The organism is Pseudomonas sp. CH61 (assembly GCF_059429415.1).
Window position 1 is genome coordinate 1,998,482 of sequence record NZ_CM182098.1, and the last position, 20,970, is coordinate 2,019,451.

General features: G+C 53.9%; 25 protein-coding genes. 13 read left to right on the plus strand and 12 right to left on the minus strand.

The window, feature by feature from the left end; all coding sequences use genetic code 11:
• Positions 1–239: 239 nt before the first annotated feature.
• Positions 240–554 (minus strand): hypothetical protein, encoded by a 315-nt coding sequence (locus tag AC5SEM_RS09030; RefSeq protein ID WP_460064239.1) that lies wholly within the window; start codon positions 552–554, stop codon positions 240–242.
• Between the two features lie 207 nt (positions 555–761).
• Here AC5SEM_RS09030 and AC5SEM_RS09035 point away from each other — a divergent pair, with 207 nt between their 5' ends.
• From AC5SEM_RS09035 to AC5SEM_RS09045, 3 genes are read left to right on the plus strand one after another with little or no spacing between them, the layout of a single operon-like run.
• Entirely contained in the window at positions 762–1,427 is a 666-nt protein-coding gene (locus AC5SEM_RS09035) for a secretin and TonB N-terminal domain-containing protein (protein ID WP_495473453.1), read from the plus strand.
• The gene (locus tag AC5SEM_RS09040) at positions 1,424–1,975 is read left to right on the plus strand and encodes an RNA polymerase sigma factor (protein WP_007913935.1); all 552 of its coding nucleotides are present in this window, start codon (positions 1,424–1,426) and stop codon (positions 1,973–1,975) included. The genes AC5SEM_RS09035 and AC5SEM_RS09040 overlap by 4 nt, the downstream gene beginning before the upstream one ends.
• Before the next feature lie 31 nt (positions 1,976–2,006).
• Positions 2,007–2,945 (plus strand): FecR family protein, encoded by a 939-nt coding sequence (locus AC5SEM_RS09045; RefSeq protein ID WP_495472727.1) that lies wholly within the window; start codon positions 2,007–2,009, stop codon positions 2,943–2,945.
• Positions 2,946–3,793: 848 nt separating this feature from the next.
• Here the strand turns inward: AC5SEM_RS09045 and AC5SEM_RS09050 are convergent.
• Complete coding sequence (locus tag AC5SEM_RS09050; RefSeq protein WP_495472728.1) at positions 3,794–4,402, minus strand: type II secretion system protein GspJ; 609 nt, start codon at positions 4,400–4,402, stop codon at positions 3,794–3,796.
• Complete coding sequence (gene gspH / locus AC5SEM_RS09055) at positions 4,399–4,845, minus strand: type II secretion system minor pseudopilin GspH (RefSeq protein WP_007913940.1); 447 nt, start codon at positions 4,843–4,845, stop codon at positions 4,399–4,401. The genes AC5SEM_RS09050 and gspH overlap by 4 nt, the downstream gene beginning before the upstream one ends.
• Before the next feature lie 118 nt (positions 4,846–4,963).
• Here gspH and AC5SEM_RS09060 point away from each other — a divergent pair, with 118 nt between their 5' ends.
• Positions 4,964–5,395, plus strand: a complete 432-nt coding sequence (locus AC5SEM_RS09060) for a type II secretion system protein N (RefSeq protein ID WP_495472729.1) — start codon at positions 4,964–4,966, stop codon at positions 5,393–5,395.
• Positions 5,396–5,775: 380 nt separating this feature from the next.
• Positions 5,776–7,575 (plus strand): hypothetical protein, encoded by a 1,800-nt coding sequence (locus AC5SEM_RS09065; RefSeq protein WP_495472730.1) that lies wholly within the window; start codon positions 5,776–5,778, stop codon positions 7,573–7,575.
• A gap of 64 nt (positions 7,576–7,639) precedes the next feature.
• Here the strand turns inward: AC5SEM_RS09065 and AC5SEM_RS09070 are convergent, their stop codons facing one another.
• The 3 genes from AC5SEM_RS09070 to AC5SEM_RS09080 all read right to left on the minus strand — a co-directional run bounded on the left by AC5SEM_RS09070 (position 7,640) and on the right by AC5SEM_RS09080 (position 9,738).
• Positions 7,640–8,236: a GTP cyclohydrolase II gene (locus AC5SEM_RS09070; RefSeq protein ID WP_495472731.1), complete on the minus strand. Its 597-nt coding sequence runs from the start codon at positions 8,234–8,236 to the stop codon at positions 7,640–7,642.
• Positions 8,237–8,245: 9 nt separating this feature from the next.
• Positions 8,246–8,725, minus strand: coding sequence for a DUF4231 domain-containing protein (locus tag AC5SEM_RS09075; RefSeq protein WP_495472732.1), 480 nt, complete (start codon positions 8,723–8,725; stop codon positions 8,246–8,248).
• Between the two features lie 164 nt (positions 8,726–8,889).
• The gene (locus tag AC5SEM_RS09080) at positions 8,890–9,738 is read right to left on the minus strand and encodes a PD-(D/E)XK nuclease domain-containing protein (protein WP_495472733.1); all 849 of its coding nucleotides are present in this window, start codon (positions 9,736–9,738) and stop codon (positions 8,890–8,892) included.
• Positions 9,739–10,424: 686 nt separating this feature from the next.
• Between AC5SEM_RS09080 and AC5SEM_RS09085 the strand changes: the two genes are divergently transcribed.
• Positions 10,425–10,784 (plus strand): DUF6124 family protein, encoded by a 360-nt coding sequence (locus AC5SEM_RS09085; RefSeq protein WP_495472734.1) that lies wholly within the window; start codon positions 10,425–10,427, stop codon positions 10,782–10,784.
• A 157-nt stretch (positions 10,785–10,941) separates the two neighbouring features.
• On the opposite strand, the gene AC5SEM_RS09090 is transcribed toward AC5SEM_RS09085, so the two are convergent.
• Together AC5SEM_RS09090 and AC5SEM_RS09095 are read right to left on the minus strand one after the other, a co-directional pair.
• Positions 10,942–11,331 (minus strand): hypothetical protein, encoded by a 390-nt coding sequence (locus tag AC5SEM_RS09090; RefSeq protein ID WP_495472735.1) that lies wholly within the window; start codon positions 11,329–11,331, stop codon positions 10,942–10,944.
• A gap of 129 nt (positions 11,332–11,460) precedes the next feature.
• On the minus strand, positions 11,461–11,802 hold the full coding sequence (locus tag AC5SEM_RS09095; RefSeq protein ID WP_262415977.1) for a hypothetical protein: 342 nt from the start codon (positions 11,800–11,802) through the stop codon (positions 11,461–11,463).
• A gap of 594 nt (positions 11,803–12,396) precedes the next feature.
• Here AC5SEM_RS09095 and AC5SEM_RS09100 point away from each other — a divergent pair.
• From AC5SEM_RS09100 to AC5SEM_RS09120, 5 genes are all read left to right on the plus strand, one after another.
• Entirely contained in the window at positions 12,397–12,756 is a 360-nt protein-coding gene (locus tag AC5SEM_RS09100) for a DUF6124 family protein (RefSeq protein ID WP_495472736.1), read from the plus strand.
• Between the two features lie 306 nt (positions 12,757–13,062).
• A complete protein-coding gene (locus AC5SEM_RS09105) occupies positions 13,063–14,388 on the plus strand; it encodes a hypothetical protein (RefSeq protein WP_495472737.1) in 1,326 nt (441 codons plus the stop codon).
• On the plus strand, positions 14,388–14,768 hold the full coding sequence (locus AC5SEM_RS09110) for a hypothetical protein (RefSeq protein WP_495472738.1): 381 nt from the start codon (positions 14,388–14,390) through the stop codon (positions 14,766–14,768). Before AC5SEM_RS09105 ends, AC5SEM_RS09110 begins: the two co-directional genes overlap by 1 nt.
• Before the next feature lie 54 nt (positions 14,769–14,822).
• Positions 14,823–15,212 carry a hypothetical protein gene (locus AC5SEM_RS09115; RefSeq protein WP_495472739.1) on the plus strand — a complete coding sequence of 130 codons (390 nt, stop codon included), beginning with the start codon at positions 14,823–14,825 and terminating at the stop codon, positions 15,210–15,212.
• A gap of 442 nt (positions 15,213–15,654) precedes the next feature.
• Positions 15,655–16,014, plus strand: coding sequence for a DUF6124 family protein (locus tag AC5SEM_RS09120; protein WP_495472740.1), 360 nt, complete (start codon positions 15,655–15,657; stop codon positions 16,012–16,014).
• A gap of 177 nt (positions 16,015–16,191) precedes the next feature.
• On the opposite strand, the gene AC5SEM_RS09125 is transcribed toward AC5SEM_RS09120, so the two are convergent.
• Complete coding sequence (locus AC5SEM_RS09125) at positions 16,192–17,133, minus strand: aromatic alcohol reductase (RefSeq protein ID WP_495472741.1); 942 nt, start codon at positions 17,131–17,133, stop codon at positions 16,192–16,194.
• A 96-nt stretch (positions 17,134–17,229) separates the two neighbouring features.
• Between AC5SEM_RS09125 and AC5SEM_RS09130 the strand changes: the two genes are divergently transcribed.
• Positions 17,230–17,688 carry a winged helix-turn-helix transcriptional regulator gene (locus AC5SEM_RS09130; RefSeq protein ID WP_495472742.1) on the plus strand — a complete coding sequence of 153 codons (459 nt, stop codon included), beginning with the start codon at positions 17,230–17,232 and terminating at the stop codon, positions 17,686–17,688.
• A gap of 111 nt (positions 17,689–17,799) precedes the next feature.
• Here AC5SEM_RS09130 and AC5SEM_RS09135 read toward each other — a convergent pair whose 3' ends face one another.
• The 3 genes from AC5SEM_RS09135 to gspI all read right to left on the minus strand — a co-directional run bounded on the left by AC5SEM_RS09135 (position 17,800) and on the right by gspI (position 20,363).
• Positions 17,800–18,369, minus strand: coding sequence for a LemA family protein (locus AC5SEM_RS09135; RefSeq protein WP_110719111.1), 570 nt, complete (start codon positions 18,367–18,369; stop codon positions 17,800–17,802).
• 3 nt (positions 18,370–18,372) lie between these two features.
• The gene (locus AC5SEM_RS09140; RefSeq protein ID WP_495472743.1) at positions 18,373–19,476 is read right to left on the minus strand and encodes a hypothetical protein; all 1,104 of its coding nucleotides are present in this window, start codon (positions 19,474–19,476) and stop codon (positions 18,373–18,375) included.
• A gap of 500 nt (positions 19,477–19,976) precedes the next feature.
• Entirely contained in the window at positions 19,977–20,363 is a 387-nt protein-coding gene (gspI, locus tag AC5SEM_RS09145) for a type II secretion system minor pseudopilin GspI (protein ID WP_495472744.1), read from the minus strand.
• 147 nt (positions 20,364–20,510) lie between these two features.
• On the opposite strand from gspI, the gene gspG reads away from it, so the two are divergent.
• On the plus strand, positions 20,511–20,969 hold the full coding sequence (gene gspG / locus AC5SEM_RS09150) for a type II secretion system major pseudopilin GspG (RefSeq protein ID WP_273914941.1): 459 nt from the start codon (positions 20,511–20,513) through the stop codon (positions 20,967–20,969).
• Position 20,970 lies beyond the last annotated feature (1 nt).

Genomic DNA, 20,970 nt, shown 5'->3' on the forward strand with positions numbered 1-20,970 from the left:
GCTCTGCGTGGGAATGCCTCAACGGACGCTCCGCGTTCGGCTCTGTGGGACGCGGAGCGTCCCGGGCTGCATTCCCACGCGGAGCGTAGGAACGATCGGTAAGCGACTGAACACCACAGGATCGTTCCCACGCTCTGCGTGGGAATGCCTCAACGGACGCTCCGCGTTCGGCTCTGGATGGGACGCGGAGCGTCCCTGGCTGCGTTCCCACGCGGAGCGTGGGAACGATCGGTGGCGTGTCATTGCGGGGGGCGCTGCGGTTTTACCGAGGTGCCGAAGGTATTGCCCATCCGCGTACTAGTTGCGGCTGGCGTCGCGAGGCCAACCTGATTCGGCGGCCGCTTGTTCACCGGCACATTCAGCGCCTCCTGATTCTTCTGCGCCGCCGCAGCGCCTTCGGGGTTGTTGCCCATCTGCTGGCTCAAACAGTCGTAATTCGGCGCCTTGTAACCACCGACCGTCACCTCGACACAGCCCAACGGTTCCTCGGCATAAGCGCTCGACAGCGCCATCAACAACAGCCCGCCAAGGCTCAATCGCCACAGTGTTTTCATGCTCGCCTCCTGGCCGGCCCGGAGGGGCCGCGCTTTGGCTTGAGTCTAGTGCAAGCCTTGCGCAATTCCCGTGATGGTTTTTTTGCACCGCCCGTCACACCAGATTCATAAACAGCCCTCAGGATGACGATTTCCAAGGATTCGTCAGCCGTGCAGCGAGGCAATTCCACGGACGGTTTTCAGCGTTCAACGAGGCTTGTGCGCCGGATGTGTCTGGGGTGGCTGCTTGGCTGTGCGGCAGGCCAGGCCATGGCCGATGCGGTACCGGCGGACTTGCGCATGACGCTGCACATCCCGGCACAGGATCTGGCGCACGCGCTGGATCAGTACAGCCACGCCACTGGCGTTGCGGTGCTGGTCGACAGTCAGTTGAGTCGCGGCCGACGTTCGCTCGCGGTGGACGGTGAATACACCGCCGCCGATGCCCTGCGTCGATTGCTCGGCGGCAGTGGGTTGATGGCGCGGTATGCCCGCGACGATGCGTTTACCTTGCAAGTGGCGCAGGTCGAAGACGTGCCGGCGCCGCCGCAAAAACAGACGCCGGAAAGCGTCGCGGTCAACCGCAGTTACGCGACGGCGGTGCAAGCGGCGATCGAGCGCAACTTGTGCCGCTCGCCGCTGACCCGTCCCGGCAGTTATCGCGCGGTGTTGCAGGTCTGGGTCGGCCGCGACGGCGTGGTGCAGCACAACCGGTTGGTCACTTCGACCGGTGATGTACGGCGCGACAACGCGCTGGTGGAAAGTTTTCGCAATCTCAGGATCGACCGGCCGACGCCCAGCGCCTTGCGTCAGCCGGTCACGTTGCTGTTGTTACCGGAGTCGTCAGGAAAACGCATGGAATGCACCAAATGGGAAGGAGTTTCCGGGGGATGAAAGACACCGGACAAGGTTCGATGGTCCAACTGTTCCTGACGTCCTACGAGGACTTTCGGGTGCGCCTGCGCAGGCGTCTCGGTTCGGAAGATCTGGCCAACGACGTGCTGCACGAAACCTACCTGCGGGTCGACCGCATGGAGACGCCGCCGAACGTCCTGCGGCCCAATGCCTACCTCTATCGCATGGCCCTGAACATCGCCGCCGACCGCCGCCAGGCCGACGCGCGCCTGCTCACCGGCGAGGAAGTCGAGGAACTGCTGCAAATCGGCGACGAAGCCCTCGATCCCGCGCGAGTAGTGGGCGGGCAAAAGGAAATCCAGTCGCTGCTCAGCGCCCTCTACGAGCTGCCCGCGCGGCGCCGGAAGATCTTCATCGCGGCGCGTCTGGAAGAGGCGCCGCATCTGGAAATCTCGCAGCGTTTCGGCATTTCCACGCGCATGGTCGAGAAGGAAATCAAAGCTGCGTTGGGCTTTTGCGCGGCGAAACTGGAAAGAAAAGTGTTTCAGCGGTTCGGTCGCGGGGCCGGAAAACCGTCTTCTGAATAGTGCCCGATCAATTCGTTGAGAATCTGCGCGTTTGAACATCTTTCGACTGACACCTGCCGAGCCATCGGCGGCCGACCATCTGCACAGCGAAGCCCGCGACTGGCTGGTCCTGCTGACCTCCGGCCGCGCCACCGTGGCCGACGCCCGCGCCCTGCGTGAGTGGTGCGCGCAGAGCGCCGAACATGCCCGCGCGTTCGAAGAGGCCAAGCGGTTGTGGCAGCAACTGCAACCGGCCGTGGAGCAAATGCAGGCGCCACGCGGGTTTGGTCGACGTGCTTTTCTCGGTGGGGCGATTGCTGCGTCGGCGGCGTTTTTGCTGGTGCGCGGGACGATTCCTGGTGGTTTTGAAGGGCTGGGCGCGGACTACATCACTGAAGTTGGCCAGCAGCGTCGTTTTGAACCGGCGCAGGGTGTGAGCCTGGAGCTGAATACTCAGACGCGGATCAATCAGCGCTCAATCGATAACGGCGTGCAGGGCTTCGAATTGGTCAGCGGCGAAGTCGAAGTGCAGACCGCTCGCTTGCCGCTGGCGATGCAGGCTGGGGGAGGGTGGTTGCGCACGAGTCAAGCTCGATTCAACCTGCGCAACACCGATCAGCAAGTCTGCGTGACCTGTCTTGACGGCGCGGTGGAAGTCGACGTGGAAGGCCGCAGCCTGCGCCTCGAACCGGGGCAGCAGGTGACCTATGACGCCCGGCAAGTCGGCAGCGTACAAAGCGTCGACACAGCCGCCGTGATGAACTGGCGCCAACAAGTGTTGGTGTTCAACGGCGCAACCCTCAGCCAAATGATCGACGAGATCAACCGCTACCGCCCCGGCATGTTGCTGCTGCTCAACCGCGAACTCGGCCAACGCCGCGTCCAGGCCCGCTTCAGCCTTGACCAACTCGCCGGCGTCGCACTGCTGATTCGGGATGCCTATGGCGTCAAATGCACCGAGTTGCCGGGTGGCGTCGTTGTTTTGAGTTAGTTGGTTTGAACGTGTACATATCCGTTGCTGCGGTAACGGCCGCTTAGGGTTCCGCCCTTACGGCGGGTCACCTTTTCCAAACGCCGAAAAGGTAACCCAAAAGGCTTGCTCCTGCGTGCGGCCCGCTCGCTAAAGCTCGGGGTTCCTTCACTCCGGGATCCATCCGGGCGCATCGCCTACGGTTTGCTTCGCTGCACCTCCTCTCGATGCATTTGGCTGCGCCAAACGGTCGCTACGCTCCCACCCCCGGATGAATCCCTCCACTCAGCCTTCCGACGTCGCCCGTGGATCAAGATCAAGATCAAGAGCTGCAGCCGAGCTAACGCTCATCCTGTTGAGTGGGGCGGCTTTGCCGCTTGGGTTGTACGCAAATTTAAAACTGTGGGAGCGAGCCTGCTCGCGAAGGCGGCCTTCCAGCCAACCAATCCCCAACTGACCACCCCCAATCCAATTGTAGGAGTGAGCCTGCTCGCGATGACGACCTCACAGCCAACCAATCCCCAACTGACCTCACCCAATCCCACTGTGGGAGCGAGCTTGCTCGCGAAGACGGCCTACCAGCCAACCAATCCCCAACTGGCTACCCCCAATCCAATTGTGGGAGCGAGCCTGCTCGCGATGACGGCCCAACAGCCAACCAACCCCCAACTGACTACCCCCAATCCAATTGTAGGAGTGAGCCTGCTCGCGATGACGACCTCACAGCCAACCAACCTCCAACTGACTACCCCCAATCCAATTGTGGGAGCGAGCCTGCTCGCGAAAGCGATCCATCAGTAACAACCATGTTGACTGACCCACCACGCCCGCGAGCAATCCCCTTCCACATTTAATTCATGGCCAGCAAATCACTCCAACGGCCCAATCACCTGCCGATACTTCTCCACCCCCTGCGCCGTCCCCCGACTCAACCGAATCTCCAACCCCAACGGATCCTCCCGCCGATTCCCACTCAACTGCCACCACCCCTTATCCACCTCCCAAACCCGCACCTGCACATCACTGACATCACTCAAAACAGCAACCCCATTCCCCGGCGCCGGCAACGGATACCGACTCCGCGCCTCAGCCACCGCCCGATACAACGTGTCGCCTTTGACCCACCAGCGCACCCGCTGCAAAGCCCCCGGCTGATCCGCCGCACTCCGAATAATATCCAGCCGAAACCCCTTGCTATCACTGCTGCGCACAGTCAAAGCGGGCGGGGCGCTCGGCGGCTCATCATCCACCCCAACCTTCTTCGGCTCGGTCAACTCAATCCCCGCCCGCATCTCCACATCTCGCTGCAACTGATTCAGCGCCCGCAACAAACCGTCACTCTGCTCACTGCTCGCCTGCAAATGACTGTCCGCCCGCGTCACACTGTCCAGCCCCCGCCAGGCAATCAGACTCACCACCGCCATCAACAAAATCGCAACCATCACCTCGATCAACGTAAACCCTTGCTGGCGCTTCATTGCAGGCTGATCCTTCCACTGCCATCACGCAGCACACTCAAGCGATTCAAGCCATCCGACAACGTCAATTGCAGCGGCGGATTGATCCACTCAGCGTTCAGCACAACCTTCTGTTTCGGCTCCACCCGCACCTCCATCTTCGGACTCTGCCAGGCACGCGGCCGCAACTGCGGATCCTGCGCGAAATGATCAAACCCCTTGCCACTGTCACTGCGCCGACTAAACCGAAACCCCTTGGCATCACTCACCCACACAATCGGCCGGCCATCCGCCCGCGCCTCCGCCTGCGCCACCTGCAGCAACTGCGCCACACGCTCGGCATCCTTGCGCAGCAACTGCAACGGATCGGGCTTGATACTCAGGCTGATCGCCGCACTGGCGATGCCGATGATCACCAGCACCACCATCAACTCGATCAGCGTAAAACCCTGTTGCCTGTTCATCACGCGCGCTCCTTTGCGTCCTGCGTCATCGTGCACGGCCAACATGTAAGGCGTGTGAAATAAAACGGAGAGAATTGCCGCGTAGGCTGACAGCAGGGATAAAAAGGAGATTCAACCCATGGCCTTCACCGCACGCTTTTCCCCACCCCAAATGGTCCAGGCCCTCGCACTGCTCGCAGCGCTGGTCGGCGTAGCGACGTGGTCGTCGCTGCTGCTGACCTCCGCCGAATCACACACCCCGGCAGCGGCCCCGCAGTTGCTGGCGGCACGCAGTGATAGCCCGGCGTTGCAGTGGTTTTCCAATCAAACGGCGCCGGTGGACATCAAGGTGAGCGGGGTGATGGCGGGGAGTCGGGGGGCGGTGGCGATACTGAGCCTAAACGATGGGCCGCCGAGGAGTTTTTTGCAGGGGGAGAAGGTGGGGCCTGGGGTGAAGTTGGTGGCGGTGGAGGGGGATGGGGTGGTGATTGAGCAGGGTGGGGAGAGGGTGCGGTTGGGGGTGGAGAGGTTGGCGGAGGGGGTGGTGTTGCCGACGCTGGCTCGCCCCTGAGTTGAGATATTGAGACAGCCATTTTGCTGTTGTCACTTCTGGCCTGTCGGTTTAAGCAGATCAGGAAGATGATTAAACGAACAAGCAAATAATCTGTGATTGCTATCGGCCAAGAGCAACGATGTCACGACATACCGCTACTACTCAGGAAAGCACGATCACTCATTGGGGCTTCCATTTTGGAATCAGCTTTGCATGTCTAATTCGCATTATGTGGCAGACATACCCTTTGCAGGCTTTATCTGTAGGCCACCCTTGATGGCTTGCCGGAACCCGTGACGCAAAATTTCAATGTGCGCCAAAAAGCCGGCTACATTTGTAATGGAGTACACGTTTTTCAATTTTTTCGTTCATGGATTAAAAGGCTAAGGGGAGAGGGAATGTCCATAAAAACAGGAGAAGCAATAAGTGGTGTATACAGCGAGGCAAATAATTTTTTGATAATTGGTCTTACCGGGCGTACTGGTTCAGGCTGCTCCACCGCCGCTAGCAAGTTGGGTGGAACAAGCTTCGAATTTCCTGCGGAAGGCTACGAGGGACTCACGGAAAATGAATTAAAAAAGCACAAAATAGTTCATAAATACTTAAAAGGTAATGACTGGACTCCCTTTTATAAGATTGAGGTGCGATCGTTAATAACATATCATCTACTGCTTCTGGAAAGAGAGGCGTTTATATCATATTTGGCGGGAATCTATGGTGCGGAGATTAAAAAAGAGTCCGCCGCCGCGATTTATGATGAGTTAAATAAAGTGCGAGAGGAGATTCTTCGGCTTAACTCATTCAATGGTAAAGTTGATCCTGTCGAACTCGAGTCATGGATGGATCTTTATTTTTCAACCTTGCCGCGCGTTACTGAAAGTTTAAGAAACAGCTTGGGTGGCGCAGTGTTTACCAAGCTCTACCAAGAGTCTGGCGACAATATTAGGTCCTCGGGGCTTGCAGATAGTAATGTTTTTGACGCTGGCAAGCTGTTTTATTTTCCCAAGCATTTAAATTTTCTGATTAAACTGGTTCGCAAATCTACAACATTAAAAGGAGTGCCGTGTAGGGTCGTCATAGATGCAATTCGAAATCCGTATGAAGCGTTCTTTTTGAAAAGGAGATATGCAAATTTTTATCTGATATCCGTAAATACGCCTAACTCAAAAAGAATGAGTAGTCTGCATGAGTATAGAAAACTTTCAATAAAGGAAATTACGGATCTCGATAACAAGGAGTATCCTGGAAAAATTTCAGGAGCAAATAAATTTATCGCGCAAAATATTCAGGCTTGTATCGAGATTGCTGATGTTCATGTTCATAATTCAAAAGCGAGTGAGTTCAATCAAAATGATTTGGTAAGTCAATTAGCATGGTACTTGGCACTTATGATGCATCCTGGGTTGGTGATGCCAACATCAGTTGAAAACTGTATGCAAATTGCTTACACAGTGAAACAAAGCTCTGGCTGTATTTCGCGGCAGGTAGGGGCTGTAGTAACTGATAATAGTTATAGCGTAAAGAGTGTCGGTTGGAATAGTACTCCCCAAGGACAAACCCCGTGTCTGTTAAGAAGTGCTGAAGACTTACTAAGTGGAATTAATGGCTCTGACTATAGTGAGTATGAAAAAAACGACAATGTATTTCGCAAAGCTTTAAGTGACAAGTATTTTGACTTGATAAAGTCTGGCGCCACACAAAAGCGGAATATCCCGTTTTGCTTCAAGGCCCTACAGAATGAAATTGAGGGAGAAAAGAATCAAGTTCATACTAGGTCACTTCACGCAGAAGAAAATGCTTTTTTGCAAATTGCAAAATTTGGTGGGCAAAAACTTCTAGGTGGCGTGTTGTTTACTACCGCTAGTCCATGTGAACTTTGTGCAAAAAAAGCTTATCAACTAGGGGTCACAAAAATTATATATATCGACCCCTATCCTGGTATTGCTACGGATCACATCCTTTCTGTTGGTGCAAAAAAGCCAATGCTTGAACTATTTCGAGGGGCGGTAGGGCGCGCTTTTTACCAACTTTATCAGCCTTTGATGCCTTATAAAGATGAGCTGGAGTTGTTGTATGATATTCCCTCTTATCATAATCCTGAGAGTCCATCGAAAAACTTTCTAATGAAGGAGAATAAAAAGTTGCTAGAGCAAGTCGATGCATTAAAGGCAGAGTTGCGCAAGTCAAAAGAAAGTTAAGAAGGCCTTGGCGGGTCCTGTGTTTTTGGGTGTGTAGCCCCTTTCGAAGAGGGGCGTTGTCATTTCATTTTTTAAATTCTGTTAGCATGTGCCCCATTTTCAGTGCTTTGGTCTTCAAGTAAGGCGCAGAAGTTACAGTGGATTCGATTTCCAAAGGGCGTCGGGTTACTTCAATACCTGAATCAACGATTGCATCAATTTTTCTTGGGTTATTTGTTAAGAGCTGAATTTCTTTCAACTCGAAGTGGCGCAGTACCTCATTGACTCTCGAGTAATTTCTTGGGTCTTGTTCTATGTTTAGATGTCGATAAGCTTCGGAAGTATCCATGCCATACAATCTGCCAAGCTCTAGTCCACGTACCTTATTTAAAAGCCCCGCTCCGCGACCATCGCAAAGCATATACACTAAATAACCACCTTCATTCGCTATTAGCTGCTGACTTTTACTGAGTTGCGCATGACAATCACAGTCAAGGCTTCTAAATATTTCAGCGGTGTAGCACGCGCTTTGAATTCTTACTAGCGGAGTAGATTTAGTGCTTTTATTTTCAAGTACAAGAATGTTGTCCTCTTCATGCGAACCCCAAGAAAAGCAATGAAAAATAAAGCTCCCAAACTTAGTGTCTATTGTTGTGGTTTCCAACTCAAATGAATTTGCCATTTTTATTTATCACTCTTCAACTCGTTGTTTGGAGGAGCTTTGCATGTTTTCTGGGCTTGGAACCATTGGTAACCACGAATAGTGGGCGTCAAGCGCAATTTTTGAAGCTCGCTCGATAAGAAGCTTTTCTGGGTTTGTTGCGTCTTTATAGTCCAATATTTTATATTGAAATTTGTACAAGTTGTCTTCTAGCTCTCTTTGCGATGTCCTGTAAAGCGCCCATAATTGCTGCGGCTTTCTAAGTTGAAGCCAGGCAGTTGAAAATGCAACGATAGCCGAAAGAGTGGCGGGGGCCACTTTTGCCAAAAACATTCCGCTTCCTAAAGTTAAGAGTAGCGGAGATGTGAGTGCGCCACCCATGGAAAGCCAGAAAAACGCCATGGATTCGTTTTTGTTATGTGCCGCTTTTTTTTTGAAGCCCTTAATTAGGTTTTTTGTAAAATCTTCAGGATCCGGACATTTATCATCATGTTTTATTTCGGGCCGCATTCTTGGTGCTCAGTTAATTAAAAAGTTTAGTGTTTTGGTCTCGGGCTATATTGATCGCAACATGGGTTTTTGCTTGCTGCATACCGAAATAAGCATGGCTTATTTGATAGAGAAGCTGGCAGATTTATATTCAAAAAAATAAATCTGCCCATGTCTGCAAAGCATTAGCGTTTTTTACGTGTTCCCTCACCGTGTACTAGTATCGGAGACCAATTTTTGTCAGCACCTACATGTGCAAATTCTGCTTGGATTTGCTCCACAGTAAAAAAAGGTTTTGACATGAATAGCACAGCATAGAAGTGCTTCCAATCTTCGCTGCCTGCATATCCACGCATATCTTCGTAGAAACCACCAATAATTTTTCTTGCCTCCTCCTCGGTGGTCGCATATTTGTATTCCACTGCAGTTTTTAGCGATGGGACACCCAAATCGGCTTTATAAGTCTTTGTGACTTGGGGGACGGGAATCTCTCGCATTGTGTCAGGGAACACATGTATCAGAAGATCGTATACGCAGTTGCGGACTTCTACCTCGCAGTTTGGCGTAATTTTGCGATCATGTACGATCTTTGGGGTGTTCCTTAATATAGCCTCTAGCAGTACGCGTTGCTTTCTTTCATCCGTTTCTACCGATTCAAGATTAACTAACGATGAAATGGTTTTATAAAAGCGCCAAAAATAACCGAGTGTACTACTATGATAATCCCCATCGCGGTTAGGAGAGCATGAAGTTGGATTGCCTGAGTAAATCGAATAGCCTGATTTAAAGTCATGCAGCAATTGGATGTATCCAAGTGATTCCATTAGAAGACAAAGAGAAAGATGAATACGCTCAATTTTTGAGGAAAAGTAAGTTTCTTCGTCGTCGTAGTCCTCACTGGTACCGCTTTCGGGGTCGATGTACTCACTGAGGTTTTGCAGCTTGTAGACAGAACTCCAAGCATCTGATAGCTGCTCGTCAATGTCTTTAAGTAGAGAGATCTGGGGGGCGTAGTTTACGTTGATTTCCAGCATTTAACCTTCTCCTTGGTTGAAACGATGCAGTCTATACGCAATAGGCTGGACGCTCTGCTCTCCGGCCAGCTCAGGCTTAGCGGCAATTTGATGGCTTACACATTGTGCCTGCTTGATCGATTGCTCATCAACTTCCTCCTGCACACATGGACTCGCGTTTTCAGTAATGAATTTCCCTGAGGTCACAGACATTCAGAAGGAATGACTGCCATAGCTTGCCACAGGCTCTGGCTATGGCCGGGCACGCGAGACGTAATCGTGAAATGAAGGTCTACAAATGCCTAAGGCGACGGATCTGGTCAGGGATACGTGACGCAATGAGGATTCGATAAACACCAACGTTTAAAAAGACATCTCCAGACACTCTCTCAGGCTACATATCCTTGCGCCTTTGCCTACAGCTACGCCAGAATCCGCCGGCTTGTGGGCTTTGTACCTGGTCTATATCGTCTATGGGTCGCTGGCAACCCAGCGGCCGGGTTTAGCGACCTGACCAGGTATAAGTACAACGACGCTCCAGTTTGTCGCAGACGTTTGCGACGACGATATGGTGGCTGTGCGTGGGAGACCTTCGGGTCTGCCGGGTCTTATACCTCTCGGTTCGCTAACCCGCGTACAGCTGCCACCCTTACTTGTTTAGCGACAGGTGTTGGTGGTTTCACCAGGTATAAATTTGGAGCTTCACCATGATCAAACCAACACCCAACCCGCCCGAAACCGCCTCGGTTTCCCCCTACGAATCCATCGATTCCAAAAAACTCCACGAAGCCGCCGACCGCGCGCTCGACCATTATCTCTGTCCGCCCGGTTCCACGCCGCCCCCACGTAAAAGCCGTGGGATGTACGCCGTGACGGCGGACAACAAAACCGAAGAACTGCTGGTCGATGCCAGTGCAACACTCGCTTCGGCCAAAACCATCGCGCAGAACGTCTCCAGCCTGTTGCCGGCATCGCAGCGCAATGCGCTGGCGGGGATTGCGCAGTTGATCATGCTCGGGGAGTTGGCGGTGAATCGGGCGCTGGATAATTTGCAATTGCCGGAGTGATGCGGGTGCCGGGATCACTTGGTGATTGATCGGGTGTTCATTCTGGCGCCTTCGCGAGCAGGCTCGCTCCCACAGGGTTTTATGCTGATGGCAGATGTTGTGTACGACGCTGACATCTGTGGGAGCAGTTGATTATTACCATGCCGTCTTCGTGTGGTTATTGAGCCGCTTCAGGACATTCGCGGGTCCATCGCGTCACCGTCATGTCATTGAATTGCTCACCGAGGGTATCGACGCGTAGGCAAGTTCCTTTCTTCGCGTAGTACAAGATGCAACGCGAGCTATCAAACGAGCAGGTATCCAGTTCGAAGAACTTGTGTGCAGCCAGCTCCTTCTCCACGCCACTGTATTCATAGCCATCGGTGTTATGCATCCGCGTCGGCTTCCAGCCTTGTTTGACTAGCTTGGCCCTGGCCGCCACTAAACGCTCACCGACGACGATGCCTGCTGGCCCGTGCTTTTCGTTTGACGCCTGTGAGCCACCGGCAAACGCTGCGCTGATACCCATGCAATAAACTGCGACAAGTACGAGGGTTGAGGCCTTCATTGGACAGTTCCTCCGCAGATTTGTAGGTCGATAAAAAGTCCGGATACTCGGCGTAAGGTTGCGGAGGATAGTGATTCTTCTTGCCTGGACCTTCGGGAAGCGCCGCCCACTTGTTGTCGATTTCTGGTTTCAATCCTTTTCAGGGCATTTGAAGTTCCAGGAATAAACTTTCATGTCTTTGACTTCTTCGCCGACAGTTCCTACACCTAAACAATCTCCGTTCTTGATGTAGTTGAAGCTGCAGAAACGGGCGCCCTCCGTGCAAGACTCGATTTCATTGAAGCCTTTTCTTTGGATGACGTTTTCAACCCCGAACTCACCTGAGTAGGACGGATTCGGCTTCCAGCCATTTTTGATCAAAGCTTTTCGGGCTTTCGAAAATGGCATTCCCTCTTTGATAGGAACGTCTGCTGCGCTAGAAAATAAACTGACGCAACATAAAAGGCTGATGGCTAATATTTTTAGTTTCATTTAACAGTACCGCCAAAAATCTCCCGTCCATGTACGTTTGCGTCGCACAGAATGCCTGAGGCAAAAGTTGCGCTCAACATTTCCTACAGTCCTTTGATTGACTGTTGGTGAGTGGCTTCTGTCGAGTCGCTCGCAATGCCTTTACGCCCTGACTGGGTTTACGTTTTGTGCGCGGGAAAAATTGCCGGTAATGGGGCAGATTTGTTTAAGTGGGGAGGTGCCGCAGTAAGGTCTCGATAAACGCAAACGTTTAAAAAGACATCTCTAGACACTCTCTCAGGCTACATATCCTTGCGCCTTTGCCTACAGCTACGCCAGAATCCGCCGGCTTGTGCGCCTTGGAGGCGAGTTCTATTGTGGTGCGGTCGCTGATGATTCAGCGATCGGGTTTAGCGACTCAACTTTTTTGTAATAGGTGCATCAGCGTTCCATGCTTTGTCGCAGATTCAATGTCTGCGACTCCGCTATGGTGGCTGTATGCGGGAGACCCTCGGGTCTGCCGGGTGCCTATAACCGGTTCGCTAACCTGCGTACAGCCGCCACCTTTCTGTTTAGCGACAGTTATGGCGGCTCCACTCTAATAGGAGCTTCACCATGATCAAACCAACACCCAACCCGCCCGAAACCGCCTCGGTTTCCCCCTACGAATCCATCGATTCCAAAAAACTCCACGAAGCCGCCGACCGCGCCCTCGATCATTACCTCTGTCCACCCGGTTCCACGCCGCCCCCACGTAAAAACCGTGGGATGTACGCCGTGACGGCGGACAATAAAACCGAAGAACTGCTGGTCGATGCCAGTGCAACACTCGCTTCGGCCAAAACCATCGCCCAGAACGTCTCCAGCCTGTTGCCGGGATCGCAGCGCCATGCGCTGGCTGGGATTGCGCAGTTGATCATGCTCGGGGAGCTGGCGGTGAATCGGGCGTTGGATAATTTGCAATTGCCGGAGTGATGCGGGTGCCGGGATCACCTGGTGATTGATCGGGTGTTCATTCTGGCGCTTTCGCGAGCAAGCACGCTCCCACTGGGTTTTATGCTGATTGCAGATGTTGTGTACGACGTTGAAACCTGTGGGAGCAAACATTGGCTACGGATCTATTTTCTGCCCCACCCATTACCGCCATAAAACATTGATGATTTGAGCGCGGCGTCTGCAAGTCAGAAAGCCGGATTTTCCCTACAACGAACACCGATCCGTCCTGCATTCAAACCTGAGTCCGTTCGCCAAAGTCCTGCGTTTTCAGAACGGGACACGAACGTGACCAGACTCATCCCGCTAAGCGAGTTCCATGGCCAGCGAGAGCAGATCCTCGATGCCTACGAAGCCATGGAACAGTTCCGACAGGCATTGAATCGTCCGGACGACTTGCCCGGATTCGACGACTTGTTAAACGCCATGGGCCTGCATCGTTCCAACTACATGCAAGGCGGGAATGAGCGAAAACTCATCGATGCTGTGCGTAACGGTGATTGGGCTCTGGTCAAGCCACGCATGGCTACAGACAACGGCGGCGCCTCCTGGAATGCTTTCAACCCCAAACCCGAGCCACCTCCTGCACAACACTTGGTGGAGGAACACGCCTACACCTTGCCGCAACCGGCTGAATCAGGTTTCCACATCGTTCAGAAACCCATGACGCTCGAGGCGCTTGAACGGGAGTTGTACGAAATCAGTCCCGGCGACTCACTGCGTCGCGAATTCCGTTCACTCAATCGACATCTCGGTGAGCGGGTCAAGCCTGGGCAAATGGTCTTGTTCAGCGACTCACGCAACTACATGTGCCGGCGCGAAGAAGCACAGATGATGGCCGCTGCGGAGAAGGTGAACGAGGCGTTGAAAGACCTTTCGGATGAAGAAGCGTCGTTCATGGTTGAGCATCATGAGGTCATTGAGCCGTTTCTGGAGGTGTCGGCCGGCACATTGGGCGTTGCGTCATTCATGATCGGGCAGCATTTGGAAGGATTGAAAAACACCCTCAAAGAGTTGGAGCAACTGCATCAGCAGCAATACACCCAACATCGCCATCTACATTCCCCAGAGTTCTTTGCCAAACGCAAACGTCTGATGGCGAAACTGGATGCCAGCCTTGGGCCGCTGGTACGCAAAGGCACGGGTTTGCCAGATCATCCAAAACTCAAACGTGCACTGGGATTGTCCAGCCGCCGAATTGTTCACCGATGGGGCAAAGCAGGCGCACCGGCACAACTGCCCGGATATGCAACCAACATTGCGGGCGTTGCCAGAGCAGCGAAGTTCATGAAGGGAGGTGGTTATCTCGGCATAGGTCTGCAACTGGGCGCATCCAGCTCAAAAATTTACGAGGTTTGCGCGTCCGATCGCGAGGCGGAATGCAGGCAAGTGAGGTTTGTAGAGGGAGGGAAAATGGTGGGCGGTACCGCTGGAGCTCTTGCTGGTGGATATATCGGAGGGAAAGTAGGTTTGGCGGTATGCGCGAAATTGAAAGGAATGGGAAAACTTGTGTGTGTGCTTGTGGTCGGTGCGGCAGGGTCCGTGGAGACGGGAACTCAGATGACGGAGCTAGGAGAGCTATTGGGGCAAGAAATTCATGAGTATTCCGAGTAATGGAAATCACCAGCACAGTATTTGCCTGGGCATGTGGGGCGCAGATCGTGATGGGCGTGATCAACTGCGCAATGATTTTCTACGCCGTTTACACAAAACTCGACGCTCTGGAAAAACACTTTGATGAGTGGCTATACCTATCCATGGACTGTGGTTCATCAGGGGGAAGTTTTTACTCGAGAACTCAGCGGATGACTGCTGTCAGCCGGTTGATTACATCCAAGAGTATCCAACGGCAGGAACCCTTGCTGATAGACGCCGTTCAACGCCTTCCCAGAGGACTCAGGTTTTGGGCGACGAGTCCATTTCATGTCGGCTATTTCGTGTGCGGCGGGACGTCACTGCTTTGGCTGTATGGGAAATACAGAGGTTTTTTGTAATGGGGCAAAAAGAAAATCAGTCCATCGGTGAGGTCGTTTACGAAGACTCTCCCCATGACTGAAATCAAACTTCTGTTCGCCGCCACTGGCATTGCGTTACTGGTGCTGATCATCTCCAACGTTCTGGTGATGATCTATGTCGGGTATTTCAAGCTTTCCGAAATTGAATTGCACCTTGAAAATTGCTTTCTGCTCCACAACTGCCCGCAGAAGGGACGTTCCGGTTTTTGGGCGCGCAGGTACAGGCTCAATCTGATCACTGCTTTGCTTCGTAAACGTCCTTCGCGCCTGTTGCTGGATAATCCGGGTGCCCTCGAAGATGTCCGGAGCCTTCCGCTGAATTTGCGGCGGTGGGTCGAAATTCCATATCGATTGAATGCCTTTTCTCTGCTGGGAATTCTGGCTTTGTATGGTTGGGCGGAATATTTAGGACTGTTCGAGTGAGCACCAGGCTAGCAATCTCGGCCATTTTCTTACGTCTGTTGGAATAAGGGGACGGATCTGTTGCGGGTACGTGACGGAATGAGGTCTCGTTAAACGCGAACGTTTAAAAACATCTCCAAACACTCTCTCAGGCTACATATCCTTGCGCCTTTGCCTACAGCTACGCCAGAATCCGCCGGCTTGTGCGCCTTGGGGGCGGGTTCTATTGTGGTGCGGTCGCTGACGTATCAGTGATCGGATTTGACCGTCCGCCCAATATCAAGGCGCGCCAGCGTTCTGCACGTGTTCAGGCATTGTCTGAAATCATGTCGCGGTGGCTGTGCGTGGGACACCTTCGGGTGTGCCGGATTCCTTGATGTCCGGTCGGTCAACCCGCGTACAGCTGCCACCCTGTTTGTTTGACCGCGAACAGTGGCGGCTCCAGTCATCAAGGAGCTTCACCATGATCAAACCAACACCCAACCCGCCTGAAACCGCCTCAGTTTCCCCCTACGAATCCATCGATTCCAAAAAACTCCACGAAGCCGCCGACCGCGCGCTCGACCATTACCTCTGTCCACCCGGTTCCACGCCGCCGCCACGTAAAACCCGTGGGATGTACGCCGTGACGGCGGACAACAAAACCGAAGAACTGCTGGTCGATGCCAGTGCAACACTCGCTTCGGCTCAAACCATTGCGCAGAACGTCGTCAGTTTGTTGCCGGCGTCGCAGCGTCGGGCGTTGTTGGGGATTGCGCAGTTGATCATGCTCGGGGAGTTGGCGGTGAATCGGGCGTTGGATAATTTGCAATTGCCGGAGTGATGCGGGTGCCGGGATCACCTGGTGATTGATCGGGTGTTCATTCTGGCGCCTTCGCGAGCAGGCTCGCTCCCACCTTTGAGCGTGTTCCAAGGTGGGAGTGCGCAGGCTCTTTAGTCGCGATAACTGTTGAGATGATGTACGCGTATCAGGACCTGCAAGTGGGATGCTTTCTTTGCGTCAATCGACTGCGAGGTTATCCCGAGCCCACTGTTCAGCCGTAGTCACCTGAATCGACTGCTGTTCGTTGAAAGTCCCCGCTTTAGGCCACGACACGCCTCTGCCTTGGGCAAATACGGCGCGGTATTTTTTGATGTGGTGAGTGGGGTCTTTTTCCAGTTCCTGCATCAGGTACGGAACCGTCCAGACGTTACGCTTGAACGGCCGCCCCAGCACTCGTTCAAGCAGGCTCGCCACCTGCCCATACGTCACCGTGTCGCCAGACAGGTACACGATCTCATTGCGAAAGCGCGGTTCGAAGAAAACGATGTCCGCTGTCAGCTTGCCGATATCCTCCGGTGTCGTGAGCGTTACGCTGGTTTCCAGGCTACCCAAGGCGTTGACGGTGTGGTTGTCAAAATCGACGACCTCAAATACTGGCTCGAACAGAAAACTGGTGAACATGCCGGTCGAGATGATCACCCATTCGGTTTTGTCCTGGGCGCGCAGCAGCTCGCGCACGTCGAGTTGCGCATCGAACAAGTCCTGCGGGCTGCCCCGGCCAATCACTTCGAAATCGACGCCAAACTGCCAGGGGAAATAGCGCTTCACGCCGGACCTGAGCGCTGCTGTCGCCAGTTTCATCGGCGTTTCACGGCCCGCGACCATGCCTGCGCAGCCTATGACGGTATCGAATGCTGCGAACACTTCGGCCAGTTGATCGATGGAGTCGTTAACCAGGTCTGCAGCGACTAGCTGAATGCCCAGACTGCGCAGTTCATCGATTTCCCGCTTTTTCTCACGGACTTTCGTGTTGATGGTCGAATCCCTGAGCAGGACGCTGATGGAACTGCCGGGCGAGCGCTCGGCTACCCGCGCAAGATTGCGCAGCACCGGCAGGCCGAGTTCGCCGGCGCCGAGTACGAGAATGGATTGTGGGGAAGGGTGGGTCGCTTGGGTCATGATGTCTCCGGAGATTCGTCGTCTGTATGATTTGGCGATGCTGGCACGATTGCGCAGCGCTCAGAAGAAGGCACACGCGTGATACCAGGGGGACACATGACCGATGAGGAAACCCTTAGCCAGGCAGAAGCGATCTGCCAGACGCTAAGACGAGACGATGATGGCGTGCGGCGCGAAGTCCTGGCTCACGCCGGTAGCCGCTGGTCACTGGGCATCCTGCATGCCCTGGGTGTGTACGGCACGATGCGTCATGCCGAGATCAAAAGGCAGATGACGGGCGTGACTCAGCGCATGTTGACCAAGACGCTGCGGGCGCTGGAACGCGATGGTCTGTTGATACGGCGGGAGTTGGAACAAGTGCCGCCCCATGTCGAGTATGAGCTGACGGCCTTGGGTATGGAGTTGTTGGTTCGCATGTCGCCGATTTGGACTTGGGTTGTGGAGCATGTCGATGATTTTCGCGAGGCGCGCCGGGTGTTTGATGGTCAGAGTGGGAAAAAGCCTGCTTGGCAGGTTCCGGTGGTGGGGCTGGTTGATTCAGAAGGGGCCGATTGAACGCTCGTGTCATTGAATGGTTCGCGCCCGAGAAATCAGCGGCGAATCTATTCAAGAAGGCAGGTGATCGACCACCACCCTCACGGGTGATGGTCGATTGCTTAACGCAGGTTAGATATTCGGGGTGTAAGAGAAACTCTGCGAAGCTTCGGTATCGGTGAATGGCGTGACGCGAGTTTTCTTGTTGAACAGGCCATTGACGACCGAGCCGGGGAACATCTCGATGGCGTTGTTGAACAGTTCGACGTTGCGGTTGTAGATGGTGATGGCAGCACCGACGTTCTCTTGTTGTTCGGCAATTTCACGCATCATGTTGTTTGCCGCTTCTGATGCTTTCAGGTCAGGGTAGGCCTCGAAAGCGATGCGCAAGCCACCCATCAGCTCCCGGGTGGCGGTTTCAACGGTCGTGAGGGCATTGCCATTGGCGCCCGCAGGCAGGGCGTTGACCGCGCTGCGAAGGCCGGTGATCTTTTCCAGGAGGCTGGCCTCATAGACCATGAAATCTGCGAGCACTTTTTGAAGCTGGTCGAGAACTTTGGTCTTCTGGCGTTCGTAAACGAGGACGTCCGACCATGCACGTTGTACTCGGTTGTGTCCTCCGATGATGCCGTTGTAGATGCTGAATCCCCCGATGATCATGACGACAGCGATAACAGCGGCGAGGATGAGTGCAATGTCCATGGCTTACTTCTCTTTGCGGTTTGTAGGGGTAAGGGAGCTGAAGTTGTCATCGTGCAGCTCACTGAGTGCATGGCTCCATTGGAGCGCAGACATCAGGCGCGGCAGTTCGATACCTGCAGAAATTTCTGCGTAAAAATTTTTGGGCGAAGCCAGCGAATACTGAGCACCGTACGCGAGCAGGTCGCTGCTCTCAAAACTGAGGCAGAGCTCTCCACTGTCGGAGAACTCCAGGTTCGGACGATGGAGGATGTCGAACAACTTCAGCAAGTGGAGCACCGTCGAAGGCTTGATGAATTTCGCACAGAGCATCTCGCTGCGACCGGTCAAACGGAACGCTTTATTGAAATCCGGAGAAGTCGTGTCCAGGGGGTGCGAATAGTCGTTCTCTGACTGGTGATCAGATCTGACCGATATTCCGGTGACCCATGGAAAGTCGATGACCAAACTGTAGCGATCGTAGTGGTCATAAACCACTCGAGTCTCCGTTTTGGTATTGCCCTTTTCGTCGGTAACCGTGGTATGCACCTCTCGTTGGTTGACATAGTGCAGCTGGCGGTACGTGTAAGGGAGGTTGCGCAACGTGCCGGTGAATACGCCCTGTATCGACTCGACCAACTTGCGGCTGTAGTCGCCCCGGCGGTAATCACCAAATTCCGTGTCCAGCTCCTTGAGGATCGCGGCCGAGTCTTCTCTCAGGAAAGTCAGTCCGTTGTGGAAGTAGGATGACAGTCGAGCAATTCTTTTACTGAGCGACGGCAACCGATCAGATTTGGATTTCATCCATGTCAGACTCCAAATGGCAATCACGATGCCAAGGAAACCAGTACAGATGCCGAACGAGTCGGGATCAATTTCCAACCGGTAAAAGAACAGAGCGACGCTAGAGATATTCCCAAGCCAATAAAGGACCACAGCACTCGCAAGCAATAGCAGGCCAGTGCCGAAAAACCACCATGCGCGTGTGCGATCGAATTCGAGCGGGCCACGATACGAGGCGAACTCATGGATCACCTTCAATAAGTCGGTGTTGGACTTAGCCCTGTCAACACTGGCTTCGCTCACGGCCAGCAACTTATTTAACCTCGTGTTCTGCGATGGGTTGGCCATGTCAGGTATTCATTGATTCAGAGATGCCTGGTGCGGGAGCAGCGGCCCGGATTGAGGATTTGGTGCTATTCATAATCTGTCAGAAATTTGAAAAAGGAGGGGACGATACCATTGTCATGGCAGTGATGGCTTCTCGCCTGTTTCAGTCTGGAGGGCAAAAGCTACCCTCACCCCAGCCCTCTCCCGGAGGGAGAGGGGGCCGACCGAGTTGTCTTGCGGCGTACGCCGACCTGAAAGATTTTGGCGATTATGGTTTTGGTGATTCTGGGCTTCTCGATTAGAAGCTACCCTCACCCCAGCCCTCTCCCGGAGGGAGAGGGGGCCGACCGAGGTGTCTTGCGGGGTACGTCGACCTGGAAGATCTTGGCGATTATGGCTTTGATGAAGGGCATTCGATTTGGCTTTTGTGAGCTTGGCAATTGTGGATTCAGTGAACGGCTTTCAAGTCGGTGTAACTCTCGAATATCCCCGAATCGGTCCCCTCTACCTCTGGGAGAGGGCTAGGGTGAGGGGCTTTCGGTTCGGGACATTAAAGTCTCCAGCTTGGCCAACGGCGGCGCATCCTGGTTGCGGTCAAATACCTGGATGCCAATCTTGAGCAACCGTCCATTTTCGGCTGCGCTGATCACCTGCTCACACCGCAACAACAACCGCCCCTGATCGCAATCCAGCGCTTTCATCCCCATCGGCAACTTCCCTTCCAGCCGCAACTCCGCCATCCGACTCTGCGCTGCAATCATCGCCACCGACCGATCCCTCAAAACCCCGCTACTCTGCGTCATCAACCCCGCCACGCGCACAGCCGCCGACATCGCCACGGCAATAATCGCCAGCGCCACCAGCACCTCAATCAACGTGAAACCTTCTTCCCGCGAACGCGCACGCATAAGTGGCCCAAAGCCAAAACCCAGCCCTCGACGCTAACCCGCGTGCTTGACGGCTTGACGACGAAAACACCCGAGGATTTTCAACATCACTGACATATCTTCTTGCAACACTGCGCGTCGAATCGAATCAAGCCAGGGTATGTCGAGATGGATATCGCACCTTTCAAATCGCTTCAGCAACCGTTGCGCGCGCCGCGTGGGCAGCAGGGTTTTACCCTGATCGAGATCATGGTGGTCGTGGTGATTCTGGGGATTCTCGCGGCGATGGTGGTGCCCAAGGTGCTCGATCGGCCGGATCAGGCGCGGGCGACGGCGGCGAAGCAGGATATTGGTGGGTTGATGCAGGCGTTGAAGTTGTATCGCCTCGATCACGGCACTTACCCGAGCATGAATCAGGGTCTGAAGGTGTTGGTGGAGCGGCCGGCGGATGCGAAGAACAGCAATTGGCGCTCGTACCTGGAGCGCTTGCCGAACGATCCGTGGGGGCGTCCTTATCAGTACCTCAACCCCGGCGCGAATGGTGAGATCGATATCTTTTCCCTCGGTGCCGACGGTCAGCCTGACGGCGACGGCGTGAATGCCGATATCGGTTCCTGGCAGTTGTAAG